Source organism: Amycolatopsis sp. 2-15 (genome assembly GCF_030285625.1).
Lineage (GTDB): Bacteria > Actinomycetota > Actinomycetes > Mycobacteriales > Pseudonocardiaceae > Amycolatopsis > Amycolatopsis carbonis.
This window is the reverse complement of the sequence record NZ_CP127294.1, coordinates 10,019,001-10,043,316: the sequence shown is the minus strand read 5'-3', so window position 1 is coordinate 10,043,316 and position 24,316 is coordinate 10,019,001. Positions and strand designations below refer to the sequence as shown.

23 protein-coding genes and 4 pseudogenes are annotated in these 24,316 nt (G+C 68.0%); 15 read left to right on the top strand and 12 right to left on the bottom strand.

All coding sequences use genetic code 11. The features are described from left to right. Positions 1 to 50: 50 nt before the first annotated feature. Genes QRX50_RS49305 through QRX50_RS49290 form a run of 4 tightly spaced genes read left to right on the top strand, consistent with a single transcriptional unit; the run spans position 51 to position 3,961 of the window. Entirely contained in the window at positions 51 to 1,013 is a 963-nt protein-coding gene (locus tag QRX50_RS49305; protein ID WP_285969921.1) for a cytochrome c biogenesis CcdA family protein, read from the top strand. Then, a complete protein-coding gene (locus tag QRX50_RS49300) occupies positions 994 to 1,734 on the top strand; it encodes a peroxiredoxin family protein (RefSeq protein WP_285969920.1) in 741 nt (246 codons plus the stop codon). The genes QRX50_RS49305 and QRX50_RS49300 overlap by 20 nt, the downstream gene beginning before the upstream one ends. Before the next feature lie 50 nt (positions 1,735 to 1,784). Continuing rightward, positions 1,785 to 2,027, top strand: coding sequence for a glutaredoxin family protein (locus QRX50_RS49295; RefSeq protein WP_285969919.1), 243 nt, complete (start codon positions 1,785 to 1,787; stop codon positions 2,025 to 2,027). Beyond that, positions 2,024 to 3,961, top strand: coding sequence for a copper resistance CopC/CopD family protein (locus QRX50_RS49290; protein WP_285969918.1), 1,938 nt, complete (start codon positions 2,024 to 2,026; stop codon positions 3,959 to 3,961). The genes QRX50_RS49295 and QRX50_RS49290 overlap by 4 nt, the downstream gene beginning before the upstream one ends. Positions 3,962 to 4,168: 207 nt before the next feature. Here the strand turns inward: QRX50_RS49290 and QRX50_RS49285 are convergent. Then, positions 4,169 to 4,996, bottom strand: a pseudogene (locus QRX50_RS49285) (MFS transporter); the annotation flags it as partial. Positions 4,997 to 5,032: 36 nt separating this feature from the next. Continuing rightward, positions 5,033 to 5,800: a hypothetical protein gene (locus QRX50_RS49280; protein ID WP_434533223.1), complete on the bottom strand. Its 768-nt coding sequence runs from the start codon at positions 5,798 to 5,800 to the stop codon at positions 5,033 to 5,035. Between the two features lie 17 nt (positions 5,801 to 5,817). Between QRX50_RS49280 and QRX50_RS50570 the strand changes: the two are divergent. Then, positions 5,818 to 5,904 (top strand): annotated as a pseudogene (locus QRX50_RS50570) (ArsR family transcriptional regulator); the annotation flags it as partial. Positions 5,905 to 6,416: 512 nt separating this feature from the next. On the opposite strand, the gene phoU reads toward QRX50_RS50570, so the two are convergent. Beyond that, positions 6,417 to 7,073, bottom strand: coding sequence for a phosphate signaling complex protein PhoU (gene phoU, locus QRX50_RS49275; RefSeq protein WP_285969917.1), 657 nt, complete (start codon positions 7,071 to 7,073; stop codon positions 6,417 to 6,419). A 345-nt stretch (positions 7,074 to 7,418) separates the two neighbouring features. Further along, entirely contained in the window at positions 7,419 to 7,736 is a 318-nt protein-coding gene (locus QRX50_RS49270; protein ID WP_285969916.1) for an ANTAR domain-containing protein, read from the bottom strand. 161 nt (positions 7,737 to 7,897) lie between these two features. Between QRX50_RS49270 and QRX50_RS49265 the strand changes: the two genes are divergently transcribed. After that, entirely contained in the window at positions 7,898 to 8,125 is a 228-nt protein-coding gene (locus QRX50_RS49265) for a DUF2188 domain-containing protein (RefSeq protein ID WP_285969915.1), read from the top strand. A 34-nt stretch (positions 8,126 to 8,159) separates the two neighbouring features. Here the strand turns inward: QRX50_RS49265 and ligD are convergent, their stop codons facing one another. After that, the gene (gene ligD, locus QRX50_RS49260; protein WP_285969914.1) at positions 8,160 to 9,080 is read right to left on the bottom strand and encodes a non-homologous end-joining DNA ligase; all 921 of its coding nucleotides are present in this window, start codon (positions 9,078 to 9,080) and stop codon (positions 8,160 to 8,162) included. A 723-nt stretch (positions 9,081 to 9,803) separates the two neighbouring features. Beyond that, positions 9,804 to 10,571 (bottom strand): IclR family transcriptional regulator, encoded by a 768-nt coding sequence (locus tag QRX50_RS49250; RefSeq protein ID WP_285969913.1) that lies wholly within the window; start codon positions 10,569 to 10,571, stop codon positions 9,804 to 9,806. A gap of 199 nt (positions 10,572 to 10,770) precedes the next feature. Between QRX50_RS49250 and QRX50_RS49245 the strand changes: the two genes are divergently transcribed. The 5 genes from QRX50_RS49245 to QRX50_RS49225 all read left to right on the top strand — a co-directional run bounded on the left by QRX50_RS49245 (position 10,771) and on the right by QRX50_RS49225 (position 16,489). Next, positions 10,771 to 11,973 carry an FAD-dependent monooxygenase gene (locus tag QRX50_RS49245; protein ID WP_285969912.1) on the top strand — a complete coding sequence of 401 codons (1,203 nt, stop codon included), beginning with the start codon at positions 10,771 to 10,773 and terminating at the stop codon, positions 11,971 to 11,973. Positions 11,974 to 12,044: 71 nt separating this feature from the next. Then, positions 12,045 to 13,058, top strand: coding sequence for a dihydrodipicolinate synthase family protein (locus tag QRX50_RS49240; RefSeq protein ID WP_285969911.1), 1,014 nt, complete (start codon positions 12,045 to 12,047; stop codon positions 13,056 to 13,058). 43 nt (positions 13,059 to 13,101) lie between these two features. Beyond that, a complete protein-coding gene (locus QRX50_RS49235; protein ID WP_285969910.1) occupies positions 13,102 to 14,520 on the top strand; it encodes an MFS transporter in 1,419 nt (472 codons plus the stop codon). After that, entirely contained in the window at positions 14,517 to 15,413 is an 897-nt protein-coding gene (locus QRX50_RS49230) for an intradiol ring-cleavage dioxygenase (protein WP_285969909.1), read from the top strand. The genes QRX50_RS49235 and QRX50_RS49230 overlap by 4 nt, the downstream gene beginning before the upstream one ends. A gap of 32 nt (positions 15,414 to 15,445) precedes the next feature. Beyond that, the gene (locus QRX50_RS49225) at positions 15,446 to 16,489 is read left to right on the top strand and encodes a maleylacetate reductase (RefSeq protein WP_285969908.1); all 1,044 of its coding nucleotides are present in this window, start codon (positions 15,446 to 15,448) and stop codon (positions 16,487 to 16,489) included. A gap of 584 nt (positions 16,490 to 17,073) precedes the next feature. On the opposite strand, the gene QRX50_RS49220 is transcribed toward QRX50_RS49225, so the two are convergent. Next, positions 17,074 to 17,973, bottom strand: a complete 900-nt coding sequence (locus QRX50_RS49220) for a hypothetical protein (protein WP_285969907.1) — start codon at positions 17,971 to 17,973, stop codon at positions 17,074 to 17,076. 73 nt (positions 17,974 to 18,046) lie between these two features. Between QRX50_RS49220 and QRX50_RS49215 the strand changes: the two are divergent. Further along, positions 18,047 to 18,397, top strand: a pseudogene (locus tag QRX50_RS49215) (transposase); the annotation flags it as partial. Between the two features lie 9 nt (positions 18,398 to 18,406). Here QRX50_RS49215 and QRX50_RS49210 read toward each other — a convergent pair. After that, positions 18,407 to 19,501, bottom strand: a pseudogene (locus tag QRX50_RS49210) (ISL3 family transposase); the annotation flags it as partial. On the opposite strand from QRX50_RS49210, the gene QRX50_RS49205 reads away from it, so the two are divergent. After that, a complete protein-coding gene (locus QRX50_RS49205) occupies positions 19,394 to 19,843 on the top strand; it encodes a 3'-5' exonuclease (protein ID WP_353074200.1) in 450 nt (149 codons plus the stop codon). The pseudogene QRX50_RS49210 and the gene QRX50_RS49205 sit on opposite strands and share 108 nt — an antisense overlap. Before the next feature lie 30 nt (positions 19,844 to 19,873). On the opposite strand, the gene QRX50_RS49200 is transcribed toward QRX50_RS49205, so the two are convergent. Beyond that, positions 19,874 to 20,122: an NlpC/P60 family protein gene (locus tag QRX50_RS49200; RefSeq protein WP_285974762.1), complete on the bottom strand. Its 249-nt coding sequence runs from the start codon at positions 20,120 to 20,122 to the stop codon at positions 19,874 to 19,876. A gap of 31 nt (positions 20,123 to 20,153) precedes the next feature. Here QRX50_RS49200 and QRX50_RS49195 point away from each other — a divergent pair, with 31 nt between their 5' ends. Next, positions 20,154 to 20,624: an NUDIX domain-containing protein gene (locus tag QRX50_RS49195; protein ID WP_285969905.1), complete on the top strand. Its 471-nt coding sequence runs from the start codon at positions 20,154 to 20,156 to the stop codon at positions 20,622 to 20,624. Between the two features lie 149 nt (positions 20,625 to 20,773). Here the strand turns inward: QRX50_RS49195 and QRX50_RS49190 are convergent, their stop codons facing one another. Genes QRX50_RS49190 through QRX50_RS49180 form a run of 3 tightly spaced genes read right to left on the bottom strand, consistent with a single transcriptional unit; the run spans position 20,774 to position 22,483 of the window. Beyond that, entirely contained in the window at positions 20,774 to 21,043 is a 270-nt protein-coding gene (locus QRX50_RS49190; protein ID WP_285969904.1) for a hypothetical protein, read from the bottom strand. Further along, complete coding sequence (locus QRX50_RS49185) at positions 21,040 to 22,197, bottom strand: putative T7SS-secreted protein (RefSeq protein ID WP_285969903.1); 1,158 nt, start codon at positions 22,195 to 22,197, stop codon at positions 21,040 to 21,042. Before QRX50_RS49185 ends, QRX50_RS49190 begins: the two co-directional genes overlap by 4 nt. Next, positions 22,190 to 22,483 (bottom strand): hypothetical protein, encoded by a 294-nt coding sequence (locus tag QRX50_RS49180; RefSeq protein WP_285969902.1) that lies wholly within the window; start codon positions 22,481 to 22,483, stop codon positions 22,190 to 22,192. Before QRX50_RS49180 ends, QRX50_RS49185 begins: the two co-directional genes overlap by 8 nt. A 1,208-nt stretch (positions 22,484 to 23,691) precedes the next feature. On the opposite strand from QRX50_RS49180, the gene QRX50_RS49175 reads away from it, so the two are divergent. Next, positions 23,692 to 23,898, top strand: a complete 207-nt coding sequence (locus tag QRX50_RS49175; protein ID WP_285969901.1) for a hypothetical protein — start codon at positions 23,692 to 23,694, stop codon at positions 23,896 to 23,898. The last annotated feature ends 418 nt before the right edge of the window (positions 23,899 to 24,316 follow it).

Sequence of the window (24,316 nt, the reverse complement as noted above, 5' to 3'; positions counted from 1 at the left end):
TATCTACGTACGTAGACCGTAGATGATAGCTGATGGCATCGGGAGGCACCGTGGGACAACTGCTGTTCGGCACGACGCTGCTGGCGTCGTTCCTGGGTGGCGTGGTCGCGCTGCTGGCGCCGTGTTGTGTCTCGGTGATGCTGCCGGCCTACCTGGCCACCGGTTTCCGCCATCGCGGCGGGGTGGTGCCGGCCACCCTGGTGTTCGGCGCCGGGGTGGCGACGGTGATCCTCCCGATCGGGCTCGGCGCGACGGCGTTGAGCCGGTTGCTGGTGACCGGGCACCTGTGGATCTTCTCCATCGGCGGCGTGCTGATGATCGCCGGCGGGGCGGCAGTGCTGGCGGGGTGGAAGCCCAACCTGCCGATGCCTGGCGCCCGGGCCGTCAAGGACGGCAGCTTCGGCTCGGCCTACGTGCTGGGCGCGTTCTCCGGCGCGGCCAGCGCCTGCTGTGCTCCGGTCCTGGCCGGGGTCGCGGTGCTTTCCGGCGCCGCCGCCTCATTCCCGGCGGCGTTGTCCATCGGCGCTGCGTACGTGGCCGGGATGGTGGCGCCGCTGGCATTGGTCGCCTTGGTGTGGGACACCCGCCGGGAACGGGCCGCGCGGCTGCTGACCGACCGGACGATCCAGCTACGGCTCGGCCAGTGGCAGCGACGGTTGCCCTTGGGCAGCGCAGTCAGCGGCGCGCTGATGATCGCCATGGGCGTGCTTGCGGTCGTGCTGGCGTTCACCGGCCCCGGCATGCCCAGCGGCGGCTGGCAGACCGAACTGTCCGCTGGGCTGCAGCACGTATCCAGCCTTGCCCTCAGTGCCCTGTCCTGGATCCCCGGGTGGGTCTTGCTCGCCGGGTTGCTGCTCGGGTTCGTGCTGCTGCTGCGCCGCGCCCGGCGCAGCAAGAGCGCCACCACCGCCGCGCCTACCCCGTCGGCCTGCTGCCTCGCACAGGACGACGTCACCACTTCCGTCACCGTCGAGATCGCCGAGGAGAACCGACGTGAGCAAGAGCAGCACTAAGGCGTCCACACGGGTCGCCGGCGACCGTGGCCGCAAGCCTCCCGCCCGGCCCCGGACATCGGCCGCTCGCGAGGTCGAACGCCTGCGCGGCGGATCAGGCCGGCGCCGGTGGACGATCATTGCCGTGTCCGCGGTCGCCGTGCTCGCGGTGGTCGGGTTGTTCCTGGTCTACCAGGGTTCTCACGGTCAGCAGACCGGCACGGCGACCGGTAGCGGCAGCGGGTTCCGGCACACGGCCGGCCAACCCGGCGCCGGCACGGCGGCTCCGGCGTTCACGCTCACCTCCAGCGCGGGCCGGCAGGTCAGCCTGGCCGACTTCCGCGGCAAGAGCGTGCTGCTGTACTTCCAGGAGGGCTTGTCCTGCCAGCCGTGCTGGGACCAGATCAAGGACCTGGAACAGAACCAGGCCGCGGTGCACAGCGCCGGCATCGACGCCGTCGTGTCGATCACCACCGATCCCGCGAATCTCATCGCCCAGAAGATGGCCGACGAGAAGCTGACCACCCCGGTGCTGTCGGACCCGACTCTGGCGGTGTCCCACGCCTACCAGGCCAATTCCTACGGGATGATGGGCGACATGCGCGACGGCCACAGTTTCCTGCTGGTCGGTCCGGACGGGACGATCCGCTGGCGGGCGGACTACGGCGGGTCGCCGGACTACACGATGTTCCTGCCCACGCAGAAGATGCTCACCGACCTGGCCCGGGAACGGCAGCCGTGAGCACGGCAGCCGGCACACCCCCGATGCCTCGCGACTCGGTCGAGATCACCTTGCTCACCCAGGACGACTGCGGGTTCTGCGAGCACGCCAAACAGGTTCTCCACCGTGTAGGGAAAGATTTTCCGTTGCGGATCACCGAGATCGACCTCGCCACCGAGGAGGGCCGGCGGCTGGCCGCGCAGACGGGCGTGCTGTTCGCGCCCGGTGTCCTGGTAGGCGGCACACCCTTCTCTTTCGGGCGGCTGTCCGAACGCAAGCTCCGCCGCACCCTGCGCCTGCAGTCCCCGGCATGACCCGTGTTCTCGGGCGGCGCCGCGCTCTGCGCCGCGCCGCCCTCCTCCTGCTCGTGGTTGTCGGGACGGTTCTGGCCGGTGCGACACCGGCCAGCGCGCACCCCACCCTGCTGTTCACCGATCCCGCCACCGACACCGCGGTCCCCGACAAACCCGCGGTGATCACGCTCGTGTTCAACGAGCCCGTCACGGCCGGACCTCGTGCGCTGACTCTGCTCGCCAGCGACGGGCATACCCTGCCGCTGGGCCCGACGACCACGGCGCGCGAGGGCCACGTCATCACCGCGGCACTCCTCGGAACAGTGCCGCCGGGCACCTACCGGGTGCGCTGGCAGGTCACCGGGTCGGACGGGGACCAGGTCGAGGAAGAGTTCCGCTTCGCGGTCGGCACCGCGATCACCGGGGTCGGCGCCACGGGCGGGCAATTGATCTCCTGGGGGGAGGCGGCGCTGCGGTGGGTACTGTTCGCCGGCCTTACCCTCGCGCTCGGCGGCGTGCTCGGCGAACGCTTCAGCACCTCGGCGCGACGGGAGAACTCCCGGCTGCCCGCGCTGCGCTCCTGGGTGCCGCCCGCGACACTCGTCGGACTGGCCGGTGTCCTCGCGCTGGCCGTTCTGCTCGTCGCCGGCGCAGAAACCCCGGCCGCACTCTGGCAGGGCCGGGCCGGGCACGTGCTCTTCGCCGAGGGTCTGGGGCTGGCTGTCGCCTTCGGACTGTCTATCGCCCGCCGTGGACGGTGGCGAGCATGGGCGGCCGTGCCCCTGTCGGTTGTGGTGGTCGCCGAAGGGTTGCGCTCGCACGCCAACGTCGCGACGCCGGGGTGGGGTGCGCTGCTCACCAGCGTGCACCTGGCCGCGGTCGCGATCTGGGTAGGTGCCCTGACGCATGTCGCTCGAGCCGTCCTCGCCTGGCGGCGGGAGCGCCCCGCGGTGCGGTGGGTGCTGGCCGGGTATGTGCGGCTCGCGGCCTGGGTGTTCGCACTCGTCGTGACCAGCGGAGTCGTCAGCGCACTGTTGCTGGTGCCGGTGTCCGCGCTACTGACCACCACCTACGGGCAGGTCCTGCTGATCAAACTCGCCCTGGTGATCGTGGCGGCCGGGTTGGCGGTCATCGCGCGCCTGGCCGCGCGCCGAGGCCGGACCGACCGGGTACGGACCGCGACCCGGCTCGAAAGCACCGTGCTGATCGGGGTACTCGCCCTATCCGCGGTATTGGTGTCGACCCCGCCCGCGACCAGCCAGCAACCCGGCCCACCCGCGCCTCGCGGGTCGGTGGTGGCGCTGGGCACCCTCGCCGGCCAGGTCGGCCTCACCGCACAGGCCAGCGACGGCCAACTCGTGGTACGGCTGAGCACACCCCGCCACGGCGACTACTACGCACCCGAAGCGACCCAAAGTTTCGCTCTCTCCGGCCAGCTGACCGCGCTACACCGCGAGAGCATGCCGCTGGACTTCAACGGCTGCGGGGACGGCTGCTTCTACTCCACTGTGGACTGGTCCCAGGGCGACACTGTGCTCAGCCTGCACGCGGAGGCGTCCACCTGGCGGGGCGGCACCGTCAGCCTGCTCGTGCCCTGGCCAGCCACCTCGGGCGCGGCCGAGCTCGCACGGGCGGTGCAGGCGCTACGCACGGTCGATCACCTCACGGTCTACGAAGCCGTCACCAGCGACACCACCACCGCGCTGCCCGCGCCGCAGCAGCTGGAGCTGACCGGGGACTTCTTCGCCTCCCAGGAGCCCTACGCCGCAGGCGGCGCTCCCATCGCCACCCGGATCTCCCGCGACGGCCAGCCGGTCCGGCTCGCCCTGGACTACCCGGCCGCGGCCACCACCGTTGCCCTCACCCTTGACGCGCAAGGCCGGATCAGCCAGGAAACCCTCACCGACGACACCCACCTCATCCACCGCCGATTCGTCTACCCCGACCACGACTGACCCCGGCATCAGCCGCACATGCGGCTGATCTGCGCCATCATCTGGCCCATCCCGCCTGCGGATGCCAGACCAGCCAATGCCAGCAGCGCGCCCACCACCAGCAGTACGGCCACTACCGCCAGCGGTACCCACCACCGGGACACCGGTGCCGGCGCCTCAGCGGGAGAACTCGGCGCCGGCAGGTCGCTGGTCAGGGCGTCGAGCGGTCCGCACACTGGTGCGCCGGGTCAGCGTGGCGTAGCCGAGCCGGCCCAGCACCTGTCCGGCGCCGCCGAGCCCGAGCGCGACCGCGGCCGTACCCGCGCTGACGCCACGTTCGATCATCAGCGGCACCAAGTTGACCACCACCGCGAACACCGAGAACGTCGCCAGGCTCAACGCCACCACCAGCATCAGGAACGCCCCGCTGCGCGCGACCTGCGACGGATCGGCGTGCTCGTGCGTCTCGGTGTGGTGCTCGGCCTGTGGCCAGGGCCCGCGCAACCCCCAGAAGTGCCCGGGAACCGTGATCACCGCTAAAACGACCAGCAGCACGAGATAGGTGTGGCGCCAATCCATATGCGCCGCCAACAACGCGGTCAGCGGCGCGAACACCGTGCTGGCCAACCCCGCAGCGAGCGTCAGCACGGTCAGCGCCGACACCCGCCGCGGCCCGTACCACCGGGTCAGGGCCGCGAACGCGGGCGGGTAGAGCACCGCGCTCATCGCCAGCCCAGCCACGGCCCACGCGGCGATGAACCACCCCAGGTTCTGCGCGGTCGCGATCAACACCACCGCCGGCACCGCCAGCACGGATCCCGCGGTCATCACCGCCCGCGGACCGCGCCGGTCCAGCCACCGCCCGACCGCGATCCCGGCCAGCGCGGACACCAGCTGCGCCCCCGACAGCGCGGCGATCACCGCCGGCGCCGGCCACCCCGTGTCACGGCTGATGTCCGGCGCCAGCACCGGAAACGCGTAGTAGAGCACGCCCCAGCTGGTGACCTCGGTCAGACACAACACCGCCAGAACCCGGCGCAGCCCCGACGCCGGCAACGTCGCCGCGTGTGTGGCGGTCTCGCTCGGCACCGCTCAGTTCCCGCGCGCAGGCGGCGCCGACAACGTCAGCACCTCCGGCTCCGCCGGACCGCAACACCCCGACGCCACCAGCTCGACCGGCTCAGCCACGGTCGGCTCAGCCGCAGCGGGACCACAGCACCCACCGGCGCCCGAAACCTGCTCATCGAACAAGCCCGCGCCCCCGCAGACGCCGGTCTCGGCCAGGATCAGCTCCACCCGCGCCGCGGCCTCGTGGTCCCCGGCCAGCTCGGCGGCGATGCTGCGGACCTGCTCGTAGCCGGTCTGCGCGAGGAACGTCGGCGCGCGACCATAGCTCTTCATCCCGGCCAGGTAGAAGTCCTGCTCCGGGTGCGCGAGCTCCTTCGCCCCGTGCGGGTAGACCGTGCCGCACGAGTGCACGTTCGGGTCGACCAACGGGGCCAGCCGCACCGGCGCCTGCAACGTCGGGTCCAGCTCCAGCCGGATCTCCGAGAGCCATTCCAGCTGCGGACGGAACCCGGTCAGCGTCACGACCTCGTCCACGTCCACGAGCCGCTGCCCAGCCGCCGACACCAGCGTCAGCCGCCCCGCGGCGTCGCGCTCGACCGTCTCGGTGCGGAACCCGGTCACCACCGAGATCAGCCCGGACTCCACCGCGGCCCGCGCGCGCATCCCCAGCGCGCCGCGCGCCGGCAACTGATCCGCGTCGCCGCCGCCGAAGGTGTTCCCGATCCCGCCGCGCCGCAGCACCCAGCTGATCCGCGGCGCCCGGTCCTGCTCGGCCAGCCTGGCCAACGCCACCAACGCCGTCAGCGCCGACCGTCGGCATCCGCGAACGCATCGCCCAACGCGACGGCGCCTGGCACGACACCGTGTTCCTGGAGCGCCGCAGCCCCGTCAGCTGATCCCGGCCGCCCGTGTGCAGGAGCCTGTGATCGGTCGCAGGCTCCCGTCTGGGTCGTTTGATCCACGGTGGTTCATCTGGGTCGAATCGGTGTCATCCGGGACGCGGCGGGGGCCACGGTGCGTAGGTGCTCGTTTTCAGTGTGAGGCGTTGAATCTGGGCGCAGGCCAGCTGCAACTGCTGGCGGAGTTCGGTGCCGGCGAACCGAATGCAATCTGTACGGGAGTCATCTACCTCAACGGCGTGATCGTCTTGGGCTGCGAGCACTACGGCCCGCAGGCATAGAAGAAGCGTCGCCTCCAGGGCCGCGTGGTCGGTGTCCTCGCGCCGGTGGTGGAGGGCGGGCGACAAACCTGCGGACCACCGACTCGCGGCCGGCGAGCGGCACAGCGAAGAAGTGTTTCGAGTGCCGGAAGGCCGAGCCCGGCCCGGGCGGGGTCCTTATCCGGACGAAGACGCTACGTCCTTGATCACAGAGTGAGGCTCAGAACCGCAGGCTGACGTGGTGTCGAGTTAGGTGTGGGTGTGGAAGGGAAGTTCGCCGGTGGCGGCGAAGCCCAGTCGGTTGGCGACCGCGACGGCGTGGTCGCCGAAGCGTTCGTAGAACCGGGCGAGCAGGGCGAGGTTGATGGCTGTCTGGACGCCGTGCGGCCAATGGTCGCTGGTGATCACGGTGAGGACGTGGGCGTGCATGGTGTCGATGGCCTGGTCGATGTCGGCGAGGTCGGCGAATCCGCACGGGCATTGGCGCTCGATCAGCTCGGCGAGCCGGTCCGCCATTCCGGCGGCGGCGTCGGCCATCGCGGCGAAGCTGTATTCGAGGTGGGCGGGCACGGCGTGGTGGGGATGGGCGAAGCGGGCGATGTCGGCGACGTGCGCGGCCAGGTCGCCCATCCGCTCGAGCCGTTCGGCGCAGTAGATCGCGGCCAGGATGGTCCGCAGGTCGTGTGCCTTGGGTGCTTGGAGGGCCAGCAGGGCCTGGGCGTGCGACTCGCAGTCCGCACGGGCCCAGTCGATCTCGGCGTCGGCGGCGATCACCTGCTCGGCGAGGTCCAGGTCTGCGGTCCGCAGTGATCTGCTTGCCCGGCGGATCGCGTCGGCCGCAAGCGTGCACATCCGCCTCAGCTGTGCGCTGAGACGGTTCAGCTCTTCGTGAAAGCCCTCGCGCATGTCCGCACCGTGTCCCTCGTCGGCCAAACCGTAAGCCGGCCTCGCGGCGTCGTGGCCACACTCGCGTAATGCAGCCCACCGGCAGGTGAGGGAGAGAACTTCCTGCCGATGGGTCCGCCGCGCGCCATGCCACCGCGCCACGTGTCCACGATTGTCGTCTCGGTGCGGGGTACTGGGGCCGCGGTGTTACAAGATCTTTTGTGGTGGCTCGTCTGCGTCCGCGCGTTGCACCTGCCCGCCGTTCGGTGTGTTTCCCGCGGGAATGTTTGGGTAAGCCCCGGGGCGGCGCGCCGGCGAAGACCGCAGTGCGGTCTGGAGGGGGCGTGTCCGCAGGTGGCCTCGCGGTCAAGCAGTGGCCGTGGGGCCGCCTTGCGGTTCGGCGGGCAGGGTGGCGAGGAATTCGTCCAGGAACGCTAGTGCGACGTCGCGGAGCTTGACGTTGGTGTCCTGGGACAGCGTCACGAGCAGGGCGAACGCCTCCGGCGGGCCGCAGCGGCGCTGGGCCATCAGCACGCCTTTGGCCTGTTCGATCACTGCTCGGGACTGCAGCGCCTCCCGCAGCTGCCGGTTCTCCTCGGCGAGCACCGCGGCATCAACGTCTTCGGCCGCGTGCCGAGGAGCCGACCAGGCCGTGCGCTGAGATTGTGACTCCACCGTGGACATAGTCGCTCCCCTCGCTCCGCTGATCACCCAGTCACGCAAGGACGTCTCGAATTTACCCCGTCGGGTGGTCGTGTGAAACCGGTGTTCCCGCTGGTGCAGGGCCGGGTATTCCTCCTGAAGGAGGCGCGGCGGGCGCACCCGGCGGACAGGGAGGAAGGCTCGTGAAGGGCGACGTCGAGAGCTACTACGAGGCCGGCCAGTGGAAGACCAAAATCGAGGGCAACCAGCAGGCCTCGCACACCCACGACACGAAAGAAGAGGCGGTGGCCAAGGGCCGGGAGATGGCGATCGAGCGCGGCGTGGAGCACTTCATCCGCAACATGGACGGCACCATCGCGCAGCGCCACACCTATCCGCGCAGCCGCGACCCCCGCAACATCCCCGGCTGAACCGCCGCTGCCGGCGTTGCCTGGTCGAGGCGGGTCAGCGGCCGGGCAACGCCACCCGGGTGTCGTGCAGGTCGGCGAGCAGGTCGCCGTGCTCGTCGATGCGGTGCAGCACGTCGTCGGCGGTGAAGGTCAGCTCGGCCGTGGTGCGGCAGGCGCGGACCTCGTCCCAGGTGATCGGCGTGGACACGATGGGGCTGTCGCGGCCACGCAGCGAGTACGGGGCGATCGTGGTCTTCGCGACGTGGTTCTGGGACCAGTCGATGAACACCTTGTTCGTGCGCAAGGTCTTCGCCATCTTCGCGCCCACCAGCTCGGGCATCTCGCCGGCGAGTTGCTCGGCGATCGCCTTGGCGTAAACCGAGGTGCGCTCGGGCCGCCGAGTGCGGACGCCGCAGCAGACCTGTAGCCCTTTCGAGCCGCTCGTCTTGGGCAGCGGGGTCAGCCCGTCGGCGGTGAGGACCTCCAGCAGCCGCCCGGCCACGCGGGCGCACTCGACCACGCTGGCACCCTCGCCCGGGTCGAGGTCGAACACCAGCCGGTCCGGCGACCGGCGGGTTGGGCCGGGGCCGACGGTCCACTGGGGCACATGCAGCTCGAGCGCCGCGAGGTTGGCCGCCCACACCAGGCTCGGCAGGTCCTCGATCAGCGGGTAGGTGATCGTGCCGGGGCCGCGGCCGCTGCGGGATCCGGAGCTGGACAGCGTCACGGTCTGGACCCAGTCGGGGGCGCCGCGCGGGAGGTTCTTCTCGAAGAACGCTTCCCCATCGGTGCCGTCCGGGAAGCGCACCATCGTGATCGGCCGGCGGCTGATGTGGGGGAGCAGGAGCGGGGCGACGTGCGTGTAGTACCGCACGACCTCTCCTTTGGTGTACCCGCTCGGGTACAGCGGCTTGTCCAGGTTGGACAGCACCAGCTGCCGCTCGCCGACCTGCACCGTCAGCTTCTTCTCGGCCATCAGCCTCACCCGCCGCTGCGGCCGGGCTGCTCGGGGACGGAGACTGGTAACTGGCCACTACTCATCGATGCAGTATTCCTTCGATCACCTTGTCCGGGGACGGCAGCGCCGTCTGCAGGCTTTCGAGCGGTTTGAGGGCGAGGTTGTACCAGCTCCAGGTGCCTCGGCGTTCGCGGTGAGAAGCGGCGGACGCGCAGGTCGTGGCCGAGGGTCGGATGGGGCATGGCGAGTTCTTCGGCGAAGTCGCAGAAGCAGGCTTGTTGGCGGGAGCGTTACGAGCGTGGCGGGCTTAAGGGGCTGCGTGACGAGCCGCGCTCGGGCCGGTCGCGCTGGTGACAATCGGGCAATTGTGGCGGCGACGTTGAAGCCGCCACCGAAGAAGCTCGGGGTGATGCGCTGGTCTTCTCAGCTGTTGCCGCCCGGCCCGGGGTGGGGCAACGCGACAGTCGCCCGCGCGTGGAGTGACTATGGGGCCCAGCCGTTGCGCAGCGAGACATTGAAGTTTCTCCACCGATCACGAGCGGGTTGCCAAGGTCACCGATGTGGTGGACCTGTACTTGGTGCCACCGGAGAAGGCCGTGGTGATCTGTCTCGATCAGAAATCTCGGGTTCACGCGCTGGGTCGGACCCAGCCGATGGTGCCATGCATCGTCTGCACCGAGCCCGCCACCAGATCTTCAACAAAGCCAACCGTCAGATGACTTCAAACGCGGACCGCCGGCGTCAGATGCTGCGTCGGCTGCTGGCCAGGAGTAGATCAGGGTCGCGCACCCCCACCCCCGGGCTCCACCCGAGACGGCGCGAAATGCTGAACGCGCTGGCCAGCACCGGGGCGACTGCAGTTGCAAGATTGCGCGAGCCTGACCGGACGACGACAGAAAGGGCCGCGACAACTCGACCTTGGGCGTCGACGACGCGCGCGGCGACCGAATCGGCCTCCTCCGTCAGCTCCTCGTGCACTGTCGCGGTTCCAGACCGTCGGGAAGCCGTCAGCTCAGCGCGCAGGTGCGCCGGATCGGTCACTGTTCGCGGGGTGAATCTGGGCAGCTCGGTAGTCAAGACCTCGTCGATCAGCTGTCGACCGCCATGGGCGAGAAGCACCTTTCCCACCGCCGAGCTGTGCAATGGGAGCCTGCCCCCGACGCGGGAGGCGAGTCCGACGGCATCGCGTGCGGAGAAGCGCTCGACCACGACCGCTTCACGGCCGTCGAGTACTGCCAACTGCACGTGTTGATGTAGTGCAGCGTGCAGGTCTTCCAGGAATGGCAGCGCCACCGTGCGGAGCGGGACCGACAGCGGCGCGAGCGTGCCCAACTCCCAGACACGAAGGCCGATCGTGAACCGGCCATCCGTCGTGCGCTCGAGCGCGCCCGCGACGACCAGTTCCTGGACGAGCCGCCGGACCGTCGCGTGCGGTAGCGCCGTACGGCGAGTCAAGTCGGCGAGGCTCAGCTCGCTGTTGTGTGGTTTGAAGGTGAACAGGACCTGCAACAGCCTCGAGCTGACGCTGCGACCTGGCTCGCTCGTACGTGGCATGACACCCCTGACCAGCCGACTTTCTCTCGATCGCACCCTACGCTCGGCGAAATCGGCCACTCGTTGAGGTGTCCGTTCAATGGACAACGGCGTTCCGGCCCGTGGCCGCGCGTGGTCACAATCGCCTCCTTGACCGAGTGGAAGGAGAACGCCGGTGGCCGTGTCGTCCGCGAACCAGCTTCGGATCGCCGTTGTCGGTGGTGGCATCGGGGGTCTTGCGGCTGCCGCGTTCCTGGCTCGCGCGGGATTGGTGGCCACGGTCTACGAGCAGGCGGCCGAGTTGCGCGAGGTCGGGGCCGGGCTGGTGGCCGGTCCGAATCTCGTCCGGCTGCTGCGCCGGCTGGGCGTCATGGACCGTTTACTCGAGTCCGCGGTCCCGCTGGAGGTGGGTTGGGAGTTCCGCCGGTGGGAGGACGGTCGTGTGCTGTCGGCCGAGAACCTCGACGCCTGTGAAGCCTTGTACGGGGAACGGACCTACACGATGCACCGCGCTGACCTGCTGAGCATCATCCAGGCGGCGGTTCCGGAAGGCTCGATCAGGCTCGGCGCACGGTGTGCGGGGGTGGAGATCGGCGACGACGGCGCGGTGCTGGCGTTTGCCGACGGCAGCAGGGTGGCGGCCGACGTCGTCATCGGCGCCGACGGCGTGCACTCGACCATCCGCGAAGGCATGGTCGGATCGTCACCCGCGACGTTCTCGGGACTGGCCGCCTTCCGCGCCCTGGTCCCGGTCGAGAATGCTCCGGCCATCGCTCGGCGTCCCACCCACACCCTGTGGCTCGGCCCTGATCATCACCTCGTCCACTACCCGATCTCGGCGGGAAAGGTGATCAACCTCGTCGCCTTCGCGCCCGCGAGCCGGGACGCCGTCGAATCCTGGACCGCGACCGCCACCAGGGAAGAGTTCCTGGCCGAGTTCGAGGGCTGGGACCCCCGGCTCCGTGAACTGATCGAAGCATCCGGCACCCCAGGACGCTGGGCACTGCTCGACCGCGCCCCGCTGGAACGGTGGAGCCGGGGTCCCGTCACCCTGCTCGGCGATGCCGCACACCCGATGTTCCCGTTCTTCGGCCAAGGCGCCGCGCAGTCCATCGAGGACGGCGCCGTCCTCGCGCGCTGTCTCGCGGCCGACCTCACGGATCCGTCCCAGGCGCTTCAGCGGTACCAGTCCATCCGCCAAGGCCGGACCGATCGTCTCCAGACGGCCAGCCACCGGCGCGCCGATGTCAACCACCTCGCCGACGGCCCTGAACAACAGGCCCGGGACGCGATGCTCGCCGGCGACGACCCGCTGGCCGCGAACGGATGGATCTACAGCTACGACGCCGACCTCGCACTCGCCTCGCAGAGCCGGTGAGCGAGCCGGCAGCCGGTCAGTGAGACCAGAACACAGTTTCCCTTGAAAATCTTGAGAAATCGGAGAACGGCATGACGCACTTCACACCCTTCCAGCAGCTGTTCATCACCCCGGTCCTGCCGTTCCAGCGGGACGGTTCGATCGACGAGACCGGCTACCGTGCGCTGCTCCGCCGGTTCCTGACGCCCGAGTACCTCGACGCTGGGGTGGCGATCATCGCGAATCCCGAGGCGGGCGAGATCTACACCCTCGACCGGATCGAGCGGAACCGCGTCGTCGAGATCACCCTCGAGGAGGTCGCCGGCCGGACACCCGTGCTGGGCGGGGTCGCCCACGTGACGACGGCCGGCATGGTCGAATGCGCCAAGGACGCCGCCGCCGCCGGGGTCGACGGCCTGTTCGTCCTCCCGCCGATCGGCTCGGCCGACATCACACTTTCGTGGAACGCCGACGCCTACCCGGAAGTCATCCTCGACGTCCTGACGGCGATCGCCGGCGAGGTCGACCTTCCCCAGGTCATCCACCCGGTCGGTCCGTTCTCCGCTCGCTACGGCCCCGGGTTCTCCGCGGCGGTCACCCGGCAGATCATCGACACCGTGCCGCAGGTGGTCGGCTGGAAGATGACCTACAACTACGACGGCTACCGGGAGATCGCGCGCGTACTGCGCTCCGCCGGTCGTCCGATCGGGATCTACGGCGCGGTCGGAAAGTACTTCCACGAAAACCTCGCCACCGACACGTTCGACGGCGCGAGCGCCGGGTCGTTCAACTTCGCCCTCGAGCGCATGATCGAGCACATCACAGCCTGGCGTAAAGGCGACGTCGCCCGGGCCACCGAGATCTGGACGAGCGGCCTCGAAGCCCTGCAGGACTACATCTTCTCCGACTTCGGCCGGCTCCACATCCGGTACAAGGCGGCGACCTGGTTGCGGGGGTTCATCGACAACCCACTCATGCGCGCACCGATTCCCGCGCCACGCCGGAAGGAGATCGAGGAGCTCACCTGGCTGCTGCGCGGAGCACACCTGACCACGAGGCCGGATACGGAACTCGCCGATCTGGTCGCCGAGTTCGGTCTCAAGTAGCCCCCACGCCCTTCCATTCGCCATTGTTCAACGGAGAACAACGATGACCAGATCGCCGACCTCGGCCACCCTGCCACCCGGACCGGAACGGGCACGCGCCGCGAACGAGATCGCCGCCCGCATCGACCGCATCCCCACCGGCCGCTTTCACGTCCGGCTGGCCTCCATCGTCGGTTTCGGCACGTTCTTCGACGGCTTCGACGCCATCTCCCTGGCCGTGATCCTGCCCGTCATCGTCAAGGCCTTCGGCATCAGCCTGAGCGAGGCCGGTCTCATCATCAGCGCCGGCTACCTCGGACAGTTCGTCGGGGCCATCGCGATCGGCATGCTGAGCGACCGCATTGGCCGCCGGCGCGCCTTCCTGCTGTCCCTGACGATCATCGGAGTGCTCGCCGTCTTCTGCGCGCTGGCCTGGAACGAGCAGAGCCTGCTCGTGTTCCGCCTGCTGCAAGGGTTCGGCCTCGGTGCCGAGGTCCCGATCGCCGGAACCATCATGAACGAGTACCTCGGCCGGAAGAACCGCGGACGGATCGGCGTCATCTACCAGTCCTTGTTCAGCTGGGGACTGTTCTTCGCGCCGCTGATCGCCCTCCTGCTCACCTCTACGCTCGGCCCCGGGACGGGCTGGCGGATCTTGCTGGGGCTGGGCGCCCTGCCGCTGCTCGTGGTCGCCGTCGGACTGTTCACACTCCCCGAGTCGCCGCGCTGGCTCGCGCAGCACGGGCGCGTGGAAGAGGCCGACACCACCGTCGCGCGCATGGAGGCCGAGGCGGCCGCGGCCGGGAAGCACCTGGACGTCCCGCCGTTCGTTCCGCCGGGCGAGGACCGCGGATTCAGCCCGCGCGAGCTGATTCGCGGCCGATACGGGCGCCGCACGGCGCTGCTCGTCGTCCTGTGGTTCACCGCGTTCTTCGTCACCTACGGATACTCGTCGTGGCTGCCGACGATCTACGTGTCCGTCGGCAAGCTCAACCCGACGTCCTCACTGACGCTGACCGTGATTCTCGGCGCGATCCAAGTCGCCATGTGCTACGTCGTCGCCTGGTTCGTCGAGAACGTCGGACGCAAACGCTCCCTCCTTTACGGCTTCGCCATCTCCGTCGTCGGCGGCGCCTTCGGGTTCGTCAACATCGTGTTGCTCGGAAACACCACGTGGCCCATCCTGTTCGCCACCGGCATCATCATCGGCGTGGGCATCATCTTCCCCGCCACCTCGCTCTACGTTTACACCGGCGAGCTGTACCCCACCCGCATGCGCGGGTTCGCGACCTCGGTCACGAGCAGCTTCGCCCGCCTCGCCAGCATCGTGTCGCCGCTCGTCTTCGGCTTCCTCCTCGACACCGCGGGCGGTGCCGGGCTGGTCTTCGCGGTACTGGGCGTCGCGGCACTGATCGGCGCACTCACCATGGCTCTCGGCGGCATCGAGACCCGCGCCAAGAGTCTCGAGGAACTCTCGCAATGAACACGGACGGAGAAATGGACACAGTCGCCGCACGCTTCAGCGCGGAACACTCCGAAGAGGTCGTGGCCGCCAGCTTCGCGAACACCTCCGACCCCCGGCTGCACCGGATCCTGACCTCGCTGGTCGGGCACCTGCACGCCTTCGTCAAGGACGTCGAGCTCACCGACGAGGAGTGGGCAGCCGCGATCCGGTTCCTCACCGAGACCGGCGCGATGTGCTCACCCGTCCGGCAGGAGTTCATCCTCCTGTCCGATGTGCTCGGGGTATCGATGCTGGTGGAGACCCTCAATCACGACACCGACGGCGGCACCGAGTCCACCGTGGAGGGACCTTTCCACGTGGTCGACTCGCCACCGCGGGAGCTCGGCGCGGACATTGCCCTGGACGGCAAGGGCGAGCCGTGCCTGGTCACCGGCGCCGTCACGGGAACCGACGGGTCCCCGGTGCCCGGCGCGACTGTGGACGTCTGGCAGGCCAACGCGGACGGCTTCTACGACGTCCAGCAGCCGGAACTGCAGCCCGAACGAAACCTCCGCGGCCTGTTCACAACCGACGACGAGGGACGCTTCCGGTTCCGAACGATCGTTCCGCGGTACTACCCGATTCCCACCGACGGGCCGGTCGGCCGTTTGCTGGAGGCCACCGGCCGGCACCCGAACAGGCCGGCGCACATCCACTTCGACGTCCGAGCCGGGAACTACCGGAGCGTGACCACGCACCTGTTCGTCGCAGGCACCCCCTACATCGATTCCGACGCGGTGTTCGGGGTCAAGGACAGCCTCGTGCGGGACTTCCCCGTCGTTGACGACCCGGAACGCGCAGCCGCGGCCGAACTGCCCAATCCCTTCCGGACTGTCCACTTCGACGTCGTGCTCCGCGAGAATCCGACATGAGGCCGACGTCGTTCACCTATCAGGCGCTGCCGATGCGGGTCGTGTTCGGCGCCGGGTCGGTGAAGTCCCTTTCTACCGAGCTGGAACGCCTCGGATTCACACGGGGCCTCGTGCTATGCAGCCCCGAACAGAAATCCACCGGCGAACAGATCGCCGCCGCACTCGGTACCCGGGCCGCCGGTGTGCTCGCAGAAGCACGGATGCACGTGCCGGCCGAGGTGGCCGCGCGTGCCCGGGACCGGGCGGCGGCGCTCGGCGCCGACTGCTGCGTCGCGGTCGGCGGCGGGTCGGCTATCGGACTGGGCAAGGCGGTCGCCCTGGAACACGGCCTGCCCCTCGTCGCCGTCCCCACGACCTACGCGGGTTCGGAGATGACACCGGTCTGGGGCCTGACCGAGAACGGGCGCAAGCGCACCGGGCGGGATCCCCGAGTGCTGCCGGTCAGCGTGCTCTATGACCCGGAGCTCACGCTCAGCCTGCCGACGGGGATGTCGGTCACCAGCGGCCTCAACGCCATCGCGCACGCTGTCGAAGCACTCTACGCACCGGACGCGTCACCGATCGTCTCGCTGATGGCCGAGGAGGCCACTCGAGCACTGGCCGAAGCCCTGCCCAGCATCGTTCACACAGCCGACGACCTCACGGCGCGCAGCCAGGCGCAGTACGGGGCCTGGCTGTGCGGCTCGTGTCTCGGAGCTACCACGATGTCGCTACACCACAAGCTGTGCCACAGCCTCGGCGGGGCCCTGAACCTCCCGCACGCGCCGACCCACGCGGTCGTTCTGCCCCACGTCCTCGCCTACAACCAGCCCGGCGCTCCTCAGACGGTTGCGGCCCTGTCCCGCGCACTGGGCGGAACCTCCGATCCCGCACGTCACCTCTGGGAACTCGCCCGGCAGCTCGGCGCCCCGCGATCCCTGCACGAACTGGGCATGACCGAGACCGACATTCCCCAGATCGTCCACGAGGTACTCACGAACCCCTACAGCAACCCGGTTGAGGTCTCAGAACAAGGACTGACTCGTCTGCTCAAGGCTGCCTGGTGCGGACAACCACCGCACAGCACCGAAACGTGAGTGCCTCCGATCCGCGACCCCGGCATGGCGCCGGCTCTCGCCGCTTGCCGCCTTCGCGCTGCGCGCCACGAGATAGGCCCTGAGTGGCTGTTCCATGGGCTCAAGCGGGAATGTCGCATCATCTCCGACCCCGCCCAGGTTCGTCGCCACGCACTACGTGCGCAGATTCCCACGGCCCCTGCCCCTCGCCCGGCTGCGCGGTCTACTCGGCCGGCTCGACGACCACCGCGGCCCGGCTCATCACCACCCGCGTGGCGGTGCACGCGGCGTGGAACAGTTCACGACCCGGTCGAATCGTCCGGCCGGGACGGACAATGAGGACTACGAGTGTTGGTGGATAACCTCGTAATGCTCTGTGCTGTTTTCGTCGCCGCGAAGAGTTTTTCAAGCCACCACGCCGGCGCTGATACGGCAGCGGCCGCAAGTCGTCTGCGCCGTCGGCCAGCAGGTCAAACGCCGAAGTGCGTGAGTTCGTGGAATCTGGGATGTGATCATGTGGGATCCCGTTGCCAGGTCGGGCTGCGTCGGCTGGACGGGTGTTGCGCTGGTACTGCTGGGGTGGGCGGGCCGCCGCACCCGCTGACTCAGCGGCGTCTGTTTCCCGTCGCTTGGCGGGCTCGCAGGTAGTGGATCCAGTCTTGTGCGGCGACGCTGCTCCAGCGCACGGCGGTGGTGATGTGCACGCCCAGCACGTCGGCGAGCACCGCGGGCGGCATTGTGGCGGCGAGTTGTGCGAGCGAGGTGGATCGTTCGGCCCTCACCCGGATCCCGTGGGCGTTGAGCTTTGTGTCCAGCTGATCGGGCGAAATTGGTGCGTTGACCATTCGGGTGCCGGGGAACAGGTATTGACGGGTTCCGACGCCGCGGCGCGGTTGTGCGGCCAGCCGGCTCAGCAGCGCGGCCACGGACGGCGGCAACAGCAGCATTTGACGGCCGACCCGTAGGTGAGCGGCGTTGTCGCTGGGGTCAAGGTCGGTCGTGGTCAGGTGATGGATACGCGTCAGCGGTAACGCATAGAGCAAGATCAGCGCGCCAGCTGCGCGCACGTCAAGGGGCAGGTCGCACGTCGGGGTGAGCAGGTGGCGCAGGCGCCGGAGATGGTCCTCGGCGGCGATGGTCGTCAGCGGAAGTGCCGTGCGCGGGTAGTGGAACTCGATGGCGGCCAAGACTCCGTGGTTGCGGCCCCAGATGAGGAACCCGGCGATCTTGCCGAGTTTGGCCGGCTGCGCGGTGATCCAGCGTTCGAACCAGGGCTGGTCCAGCTCGGCGGCGGTGCGGTTGTCGGCCGCGAGGTCGGCGAGCAAGGTGATCGCGGTGCGGATCTTGGAGCGGTCACGCACGGCGCTGGCGGCGGTGTAGTTGCGCAGCAAGCGACGGCGGGCTTTACGCACGACGCTCCAGTGGGCGTAGGGCGCGATGATCCGTGCGTGCGCGGGTGGCAGGGTGCGAACGGCGTGCTCGAGCCAGGATTCCAGGCGCGCCAACGGTTCGAATCGTTCGGAGCTAAGAGCGTGTCTCACTTGGATTTTGATTGGCCTGCGGGCAAGATCATGAAATGTGATGGACGAGTTGTCACGGCGGCTGGTGCCGGTCGAGTTGTGGGCGCTGGTCGAACCGCTGATCCCGGCGCGAAAGACGCGCCCGCAGGGCGGTGGAATGTCGCGAGTGGACGACCGGGCAGTGTTCACCGCGATCGTGTTCGTGCTGACCAGCGGGTGCGCCTGGCGACACCTGCCTCCCAGCTTCGGGGTCACGGTACCGACGGCGCATCGCCGGTTCAGCGAGTGGACGACCGCCGGACTGTGGCGCGAGGTGCACCGAGCAGTCCTGGACGAGCTGGGCAGCAAAGGCATGATCGACTGGTCCCGTGCGGTCCTCGACGGAGCGTCCGTCAGGGCCAAAAAAGGCTCTTATGAGCTATGTGTGGGTGCGGTTGGGTAGTTCGGGGCGGTAGCCGCCGAGGGCGAGGAGTGCGAGGGAGATCAGGGCGTCGGGATGTGTGAACCCGAAGGCCAGTCGTGTCAGCAGCCGGATCTTGGTGTTGGTCGACTCGATCAGCGCGTTGGACAGGCCGTGGTCCAGGCTTGCGTGGATCGCTGAGAGTTCGGATCGGATGGTGCGGGCGAGCTTGACGAATTCCGGTATCTGGCAGCGGGCGGCCCAGGACAGCCACCGTTGCAAGGCGTCTTTGCCGGCGTGGCCGCCGACGGCGAAGACGTGCCGGAGTCCTTCTTTGAGCAGGTAGGCGCGGTAGAGACGGGGATCTGTCTTGGCGATCCAGGCAAGTTTGTGACGCTGGTGATCGGTGAGGTTTTCCGGGTTTTTCCACAACGCCCATCGGGCTCGTTTCATGCCTTGCGCGGCGCCGGCCGATGCGGTGCGGCCGCGCCGGTCCTTGTGGCTGCCGCCAGGCTGACGGCGCGCGGTGTTCCAGGTCTGGCGCCGGACCTGGTCCAGGGCGTCAGTGGCCCACTTGACCACGTGGAACGGATCAGCACATCGGATCGCGCCCGGACAGTACCGCTCGACAGTGCGGCCGATCCACGCGGCCGCGTCCGCCGAGGCGTGTGTGATTCGCGCGCACCGCTGCGGCCCGAGTAGCTCGAAGAATGCGGCCAGCGTCGGTTTGTCGTTGCCCGCCGCGGCCCACACCAGCCGGCCGGTGTCGTGATCAACCACCACCGTCAGGTACTTGTGGTTTTTCTTGTAGCTGATCTCGTCGATCCCGATTCTGCGCAGCCCGGCCAAGCGATCCACCGCCGCGTCGATGTCCGACCGGACCCGGGTGATGATCGAACCGACTGTTGGCCAGGCGATCCGCATCAACTGCCCGACCGTGGACCTCGACGTGGCGGTCGCCAGCCAGGCGACGGTGTCGTCGAACGCGCGGGTGTGTCCAGCACCATGCCGCGCCCAGGGCACCGCGCTGACCACGACTCCATGTTCGCGACACCGCACCCGAGACGCGTCCGCTTCCACGAACGCCCGCACGGTCCCCAGGTCCAGCGCACGCGCAACTCACTCCAGGCTCGACGCAACGAGCAAAGCCTCGCCGCAATCACGAACGATCTACTTCAAGTTCGTGATGAATCACTCGTCGGTAACATCGTCAACCGCCGGCGACCGATTCAGGTCATGAACCTGCATCAGACCAAAGGGCGCGAAGCTGACACAACGATCCTTCTGCTCGGATCTGACGAGTTCTACGGGTACGAGACCGAACCATATCCGGAAGGTTCACGGTTGCTCTACGTCGTTATGACGCGAGCCCGCAAGCAATCCCATTTGGTGGTTCCTCGGAATGCGCATCCGCTCTGGCAACCCTTGATCTCGGTGTGCCGACCAGCCATTTGACAGCACCATCGCTGCCTTTTTTTCTCAATTTTAGACACGAGAGTCGACGACTGGGCGGCTGGCCGCAAAGTAATCGTCGACGTTCCAATGGAACTCGCTGACCTGGATGGGCCGTCCAAAATCGGGCGCGTGCGCCATTTTTCCAGTGTCGTTGTACAGGCCAACATGGTGGACGTTGCCCGGTGTGCCGTAGAAGACGAGGTCTCCTGGACAGCGGCTGCGCAGCGGGCACCAGCGGGCCGCGTTGTACCGCGTCTGTGCTGTCCGCGCGGTTGCCAAGTCGAAGCGCTCGCATAGGATGGTAAGCGACTTGCTCAACCAGCTTGCTGGTTACATGCAGCTGTCGCCGGTGCGAGAGCTGCGGGTGCTCTGGTACGCGACGAGCAAGGCCATGCGCTATTCGTCTGCCACGTACAAGCCGTTCCTGGAGATCCCGGGCGGTCTGATCGAGGACGACGAATCGCCTCTCGCAGCGTGCCACCGCGAAGTCCGGGAAGAACTGCGGGCGCTGGGGCGGCTCCTGTTCGTCGACTGGATGCCCACCCACGGTGTCTGGCGCGACAGTCTGCAGCTCATCTTCGACGGCGGCACACTCAGCTCAGAACAGATCTCGGCCATCCAGCCGGCCGAGGACGAACTCAGCCGGTTCGAGTTCCTGGAGCTTGACGACGCGAAGGAACGGCTGCGTCCATCCATGGCCCGCCGCGTCGAGCTGGCGTCCTGGACGCTGCTCGACGGTGGTGCTGCGTACGGGGAGATTGGGAGACAGCCCGCGCGGTAGGTATCCGTCGAACTGCTCAGGGCCCGATAGTATCGAGGCAAGCCCCCGCGACGAGAGCCATTGGGCGACCTTCGCCGCTGGTCAGATGACACGAACGGGTAGGCACTTCTGCGTGGGATGAACTGCCGAAGCTGACTTGTCCGCTTCGATTACTCGTCGAGGAGGTCCTCTGTGGGCCATTTTGTCAGGAAGGCGCCGAGTGCGTTGTCGATGAGTGCTCCTTGCGCGGTGGGCTCCTGGCCAGGCCCGAGGTGCTCTGTGAAGGCGTCGGACAAGACCTCGATGACCAGCTCTTGCTGATCCATGGTCGGCTTTTCCCGCGTCTGAAGGGCAAGGAGCAGATCGGGGTTTCGTTCTGCGAGCAAGTTGGTGATGACGGTCCGGAACTCGTCCGGGAGCGTGTCGATGACGGTGTTCACTCATGCCTCCAGCCGGCTCGGGACCGCGCCCACGCGGTGACGACCTTTCCTTCTTCGTTGAGGTTTACCACTGCGTCCGTTCCGGTGAAGCGGTAGGTGCCGCCGTAGGGGTCAGGCCGGTAATTCGGGGCTTTGATCGGGTTGTTCACCGCGTCGTGGGCGGCCGCGTCATTGACGCCGTGTCCGTTGCGGGTGGCCATTTGTTCCTCACCGTGGGCAGTCTTGCCGGTGATCTCCTTGGGCGCTGGGAAGGGCGGTTCGCTGTCGGCTCCCGCGGTGCTGCTGCCGTGGTTGGTTTCCGCGGGTGATACGTGGTCGTCGCCTGCGGCGTGTGTGGCCATGTTCACGACGGCGACGCCGGTCATGGAGGCTCCCGCGGCTATCCCTGCTGCGGAGACCACGTTGAGCGGTACACCGACGATGGCCCCCACGCCCGTGGCATCGAGGACGACGCCAAGCCCTTCCCCCGCGGAGCTGATGACCGTGAGCCCGATGCCGGCAGCGGCGGTCAGCGCGTCACCGGGGTGGTTGACGATGGCGTTGCCGAGGGAGGCCAAGCCGTTGATGAGGTGGCCACCGGCGTCGGCGAGGAAGTTTCCCGCGTCGTCGAGCCAGCTCGAGTCCTGGGGTGCTCCGCTGGTGGCATCACTGATGGCCCCCGCGACGGTGTCGCCGACTTCGGCGAGCTGGGCACGAGCGCGGTTGAGAGTGTCCTGGGCGGCCTGGCGAGACGCCGCGCCAGGGTCGGTGAATCCGGGGGCCGGCTCGCCGTTGGTTGCGGCTTGTGCTGCGGCTTGGTCGTGTTGGGCCTGCGCGCGCTGTGTGGCGGCCTGGGCCTGATTCCACGCAGTGACAGCCTCAGTCGCCTGCGCTTGAGCCCAACGCCGCGTCTCGGCGTAGTGGTCCAAGGCGTCGGCTGCGGACAGCATTGAGTCGGCGGCGTCGTACCACTTGGCCGGTTCGTAGGAGAACTTGTCGTGGAATGCATGAGCCGCTGGGCCGGTCCAGGCTCCCGTATCGATCGCCTTGAGCCCTTCGGACGCGTGGCCGGCTCGGTCGGCTCGGGCACGTAACACCCGGACGTTGTCTTCGATGGCCTCCGGCTTGCCTGGCACCAACTCGGCTGGATCCTGGGTCTGTCCAAGTTCAGCCATCGTCGACTGCGCCCTCGCCGGGGTCAGCGGTCAACGAGCGGGTGGCCGCGTCATCGATGGCGCGATATGCCCGAGTCGCGCGGGAGAGCGTGTCCGCGATGGCGCCGATGTCGTCGGTGAGAGTGTCGAGGCCGTCGCTCCATCGCGCGCAGAAGTCCATCAACGCGTCGTGCACACCAGAGTGCCCATACAGACTGCTATCGCCGCAGAGTCCACGAAGTTCGAAATTCTCCTGATCGTCGACGCTCTGCCTGATGCCGGTCGCAGCTTCGTCGAGCTTGTCCACCTCGACATGAAACCCAGGTCCATCCATCACAGAATCCCTCCCTCCTGTCACAGAGAGTACTGGATCAGTGTCCAGGGCTATGGCCAGTTGCTCAACCCGTGTAAACGGCGGGGCCGAAAGCCGGCGCGCACTCCCCGACGTACTGCGCCACGGCCCGCTTGCCTGCTGGGCTACGACCGGGCCTGTGTCGCGGCATCTCGGTCAGGAGAGGCTGCTGTTCGTTGCTGGGGCGTAGCGCGCGCTGATTGCGCGCCCTTGGGCGCATTCCGCCGGCCGGGCGATCGCAAGTCAGCGACACGCGGCTCATGCACCGCCACGTCTACGACATCACACGGAGAGATCAGTCGAATTAGATCCGGCTGCGCGACGCTGGCGGTCAGGCGACGCTGTGCGTCACGAAGATCCGCATCGACGCCACCACAATGTGGAGGTTGGAGGTGGGGCTGGACTCATCGCGGGCGTCGATGAAGATCCACTCATTCGGAGCACGCTGCCGGGGCTGCTTGCGTGACCCCGTTTCGCTGATTCAGCCGTGCTGCTCCAGATTTGCTCCAGCTTCAGTGCCATAGCCGAAGTTGAGTGGGTAAAACTCAACGTTCGCCAGCACGAAAAAACCGCCCTACCTGGAACGATCGTTCCGGTGGGCGGTGATTCGTCACTGTGGAGCTAAGGGGACTCGAACCCCTGACCCCCTCACTGTCAGTAAGGTTCGATCAAGTCGCTGACCTGCGATTATGGAGAACCTGCTGGTCGGGCGTTGTTGTTGGTGGCTGTTGTGCGCAGTCTGAGACCGTTGATCACCGTTGATCACGTGCCGCTGCTCCAGATTTGCTCCAAGATCGGTGTCGCCACGCAGGCCCCAGCGACGACTGTGGGCGCCGGGGGATCGTGTGGGCTCAAGCGCCAGCGGGTTGGTAGCGGTCGTGGGGCGCTCTGGAGGACTGACAGAGAGTTACTTCTGGTCCCGATTGCGGCATTACAATAATTTGTCCGTTTTGCATGATCTGTGGCTTAATTGCTTTCAATGCGACTTGGGTCACACGGTCGCGATCCGTCAAATAGGCCGCTTGGTCTATTTCCTTGAGTAATCCCGTTTGGCAGAGCGATCTTGGGTTCGTCGGGGGCCCAGCAGGTTGGGCTGGTTGCTCTTGGCGAGGGGAATTTCGTGCGTTCTGTTGGAGGAACGCGGCCCGGGCCGACCAGTGGTCGTGGGCGGCAAGCCGTTCCCGCTCAAGCTCGGCGACGACCGCCAGGCGCGCGTCGAGGCGTGGGCGGCCGAGCGGGGGATCGGCAGTCGCGCGGAAGCCGTCCGTCAACTCGTTGACCTCGCCCTCGCTGCTGAAACCCGCGACGCCGCGCCGACGGTCACGAGCAGCTTCGGCGCGGTCGGGAACGACACCCAGGAAAGCCGATGATGCTGAAGCAGTACGTGCACGGGCCGAAACCTGGCTGCTGGCCGCTGAGCTGGCCATGACCGGGCAGCACCTCGACAACGCAACGCGCCGGCTGGTGCTCGACGAGCGCATCGTGCGACGCGCCCACCAGGCACGGGCTCGCGCGGGCGACCGCAGTGCAGAGCAGGTCCAGGGCCGCGCTGCCGTGCGCGCTGACGAACTTATCGTCGTCGGCAAAGCGCCGCTCGGCGTAGTTCGGATTCTCCGTCCGAGGAAGTCCACGAAGGACGCCTGCGGAGTGAAGTTGGCGGCGAAGTCACGGGCGTCGTGTCGGTTGAAGTCAGCGATCAGCTTCTCGGCGAGCATATCAATGCCATCGCGGCTCTTTCCCATGTCTCTCCCGTGCGCTTGTACTGCTGTCGCTTGCCCGCGGGTCGGC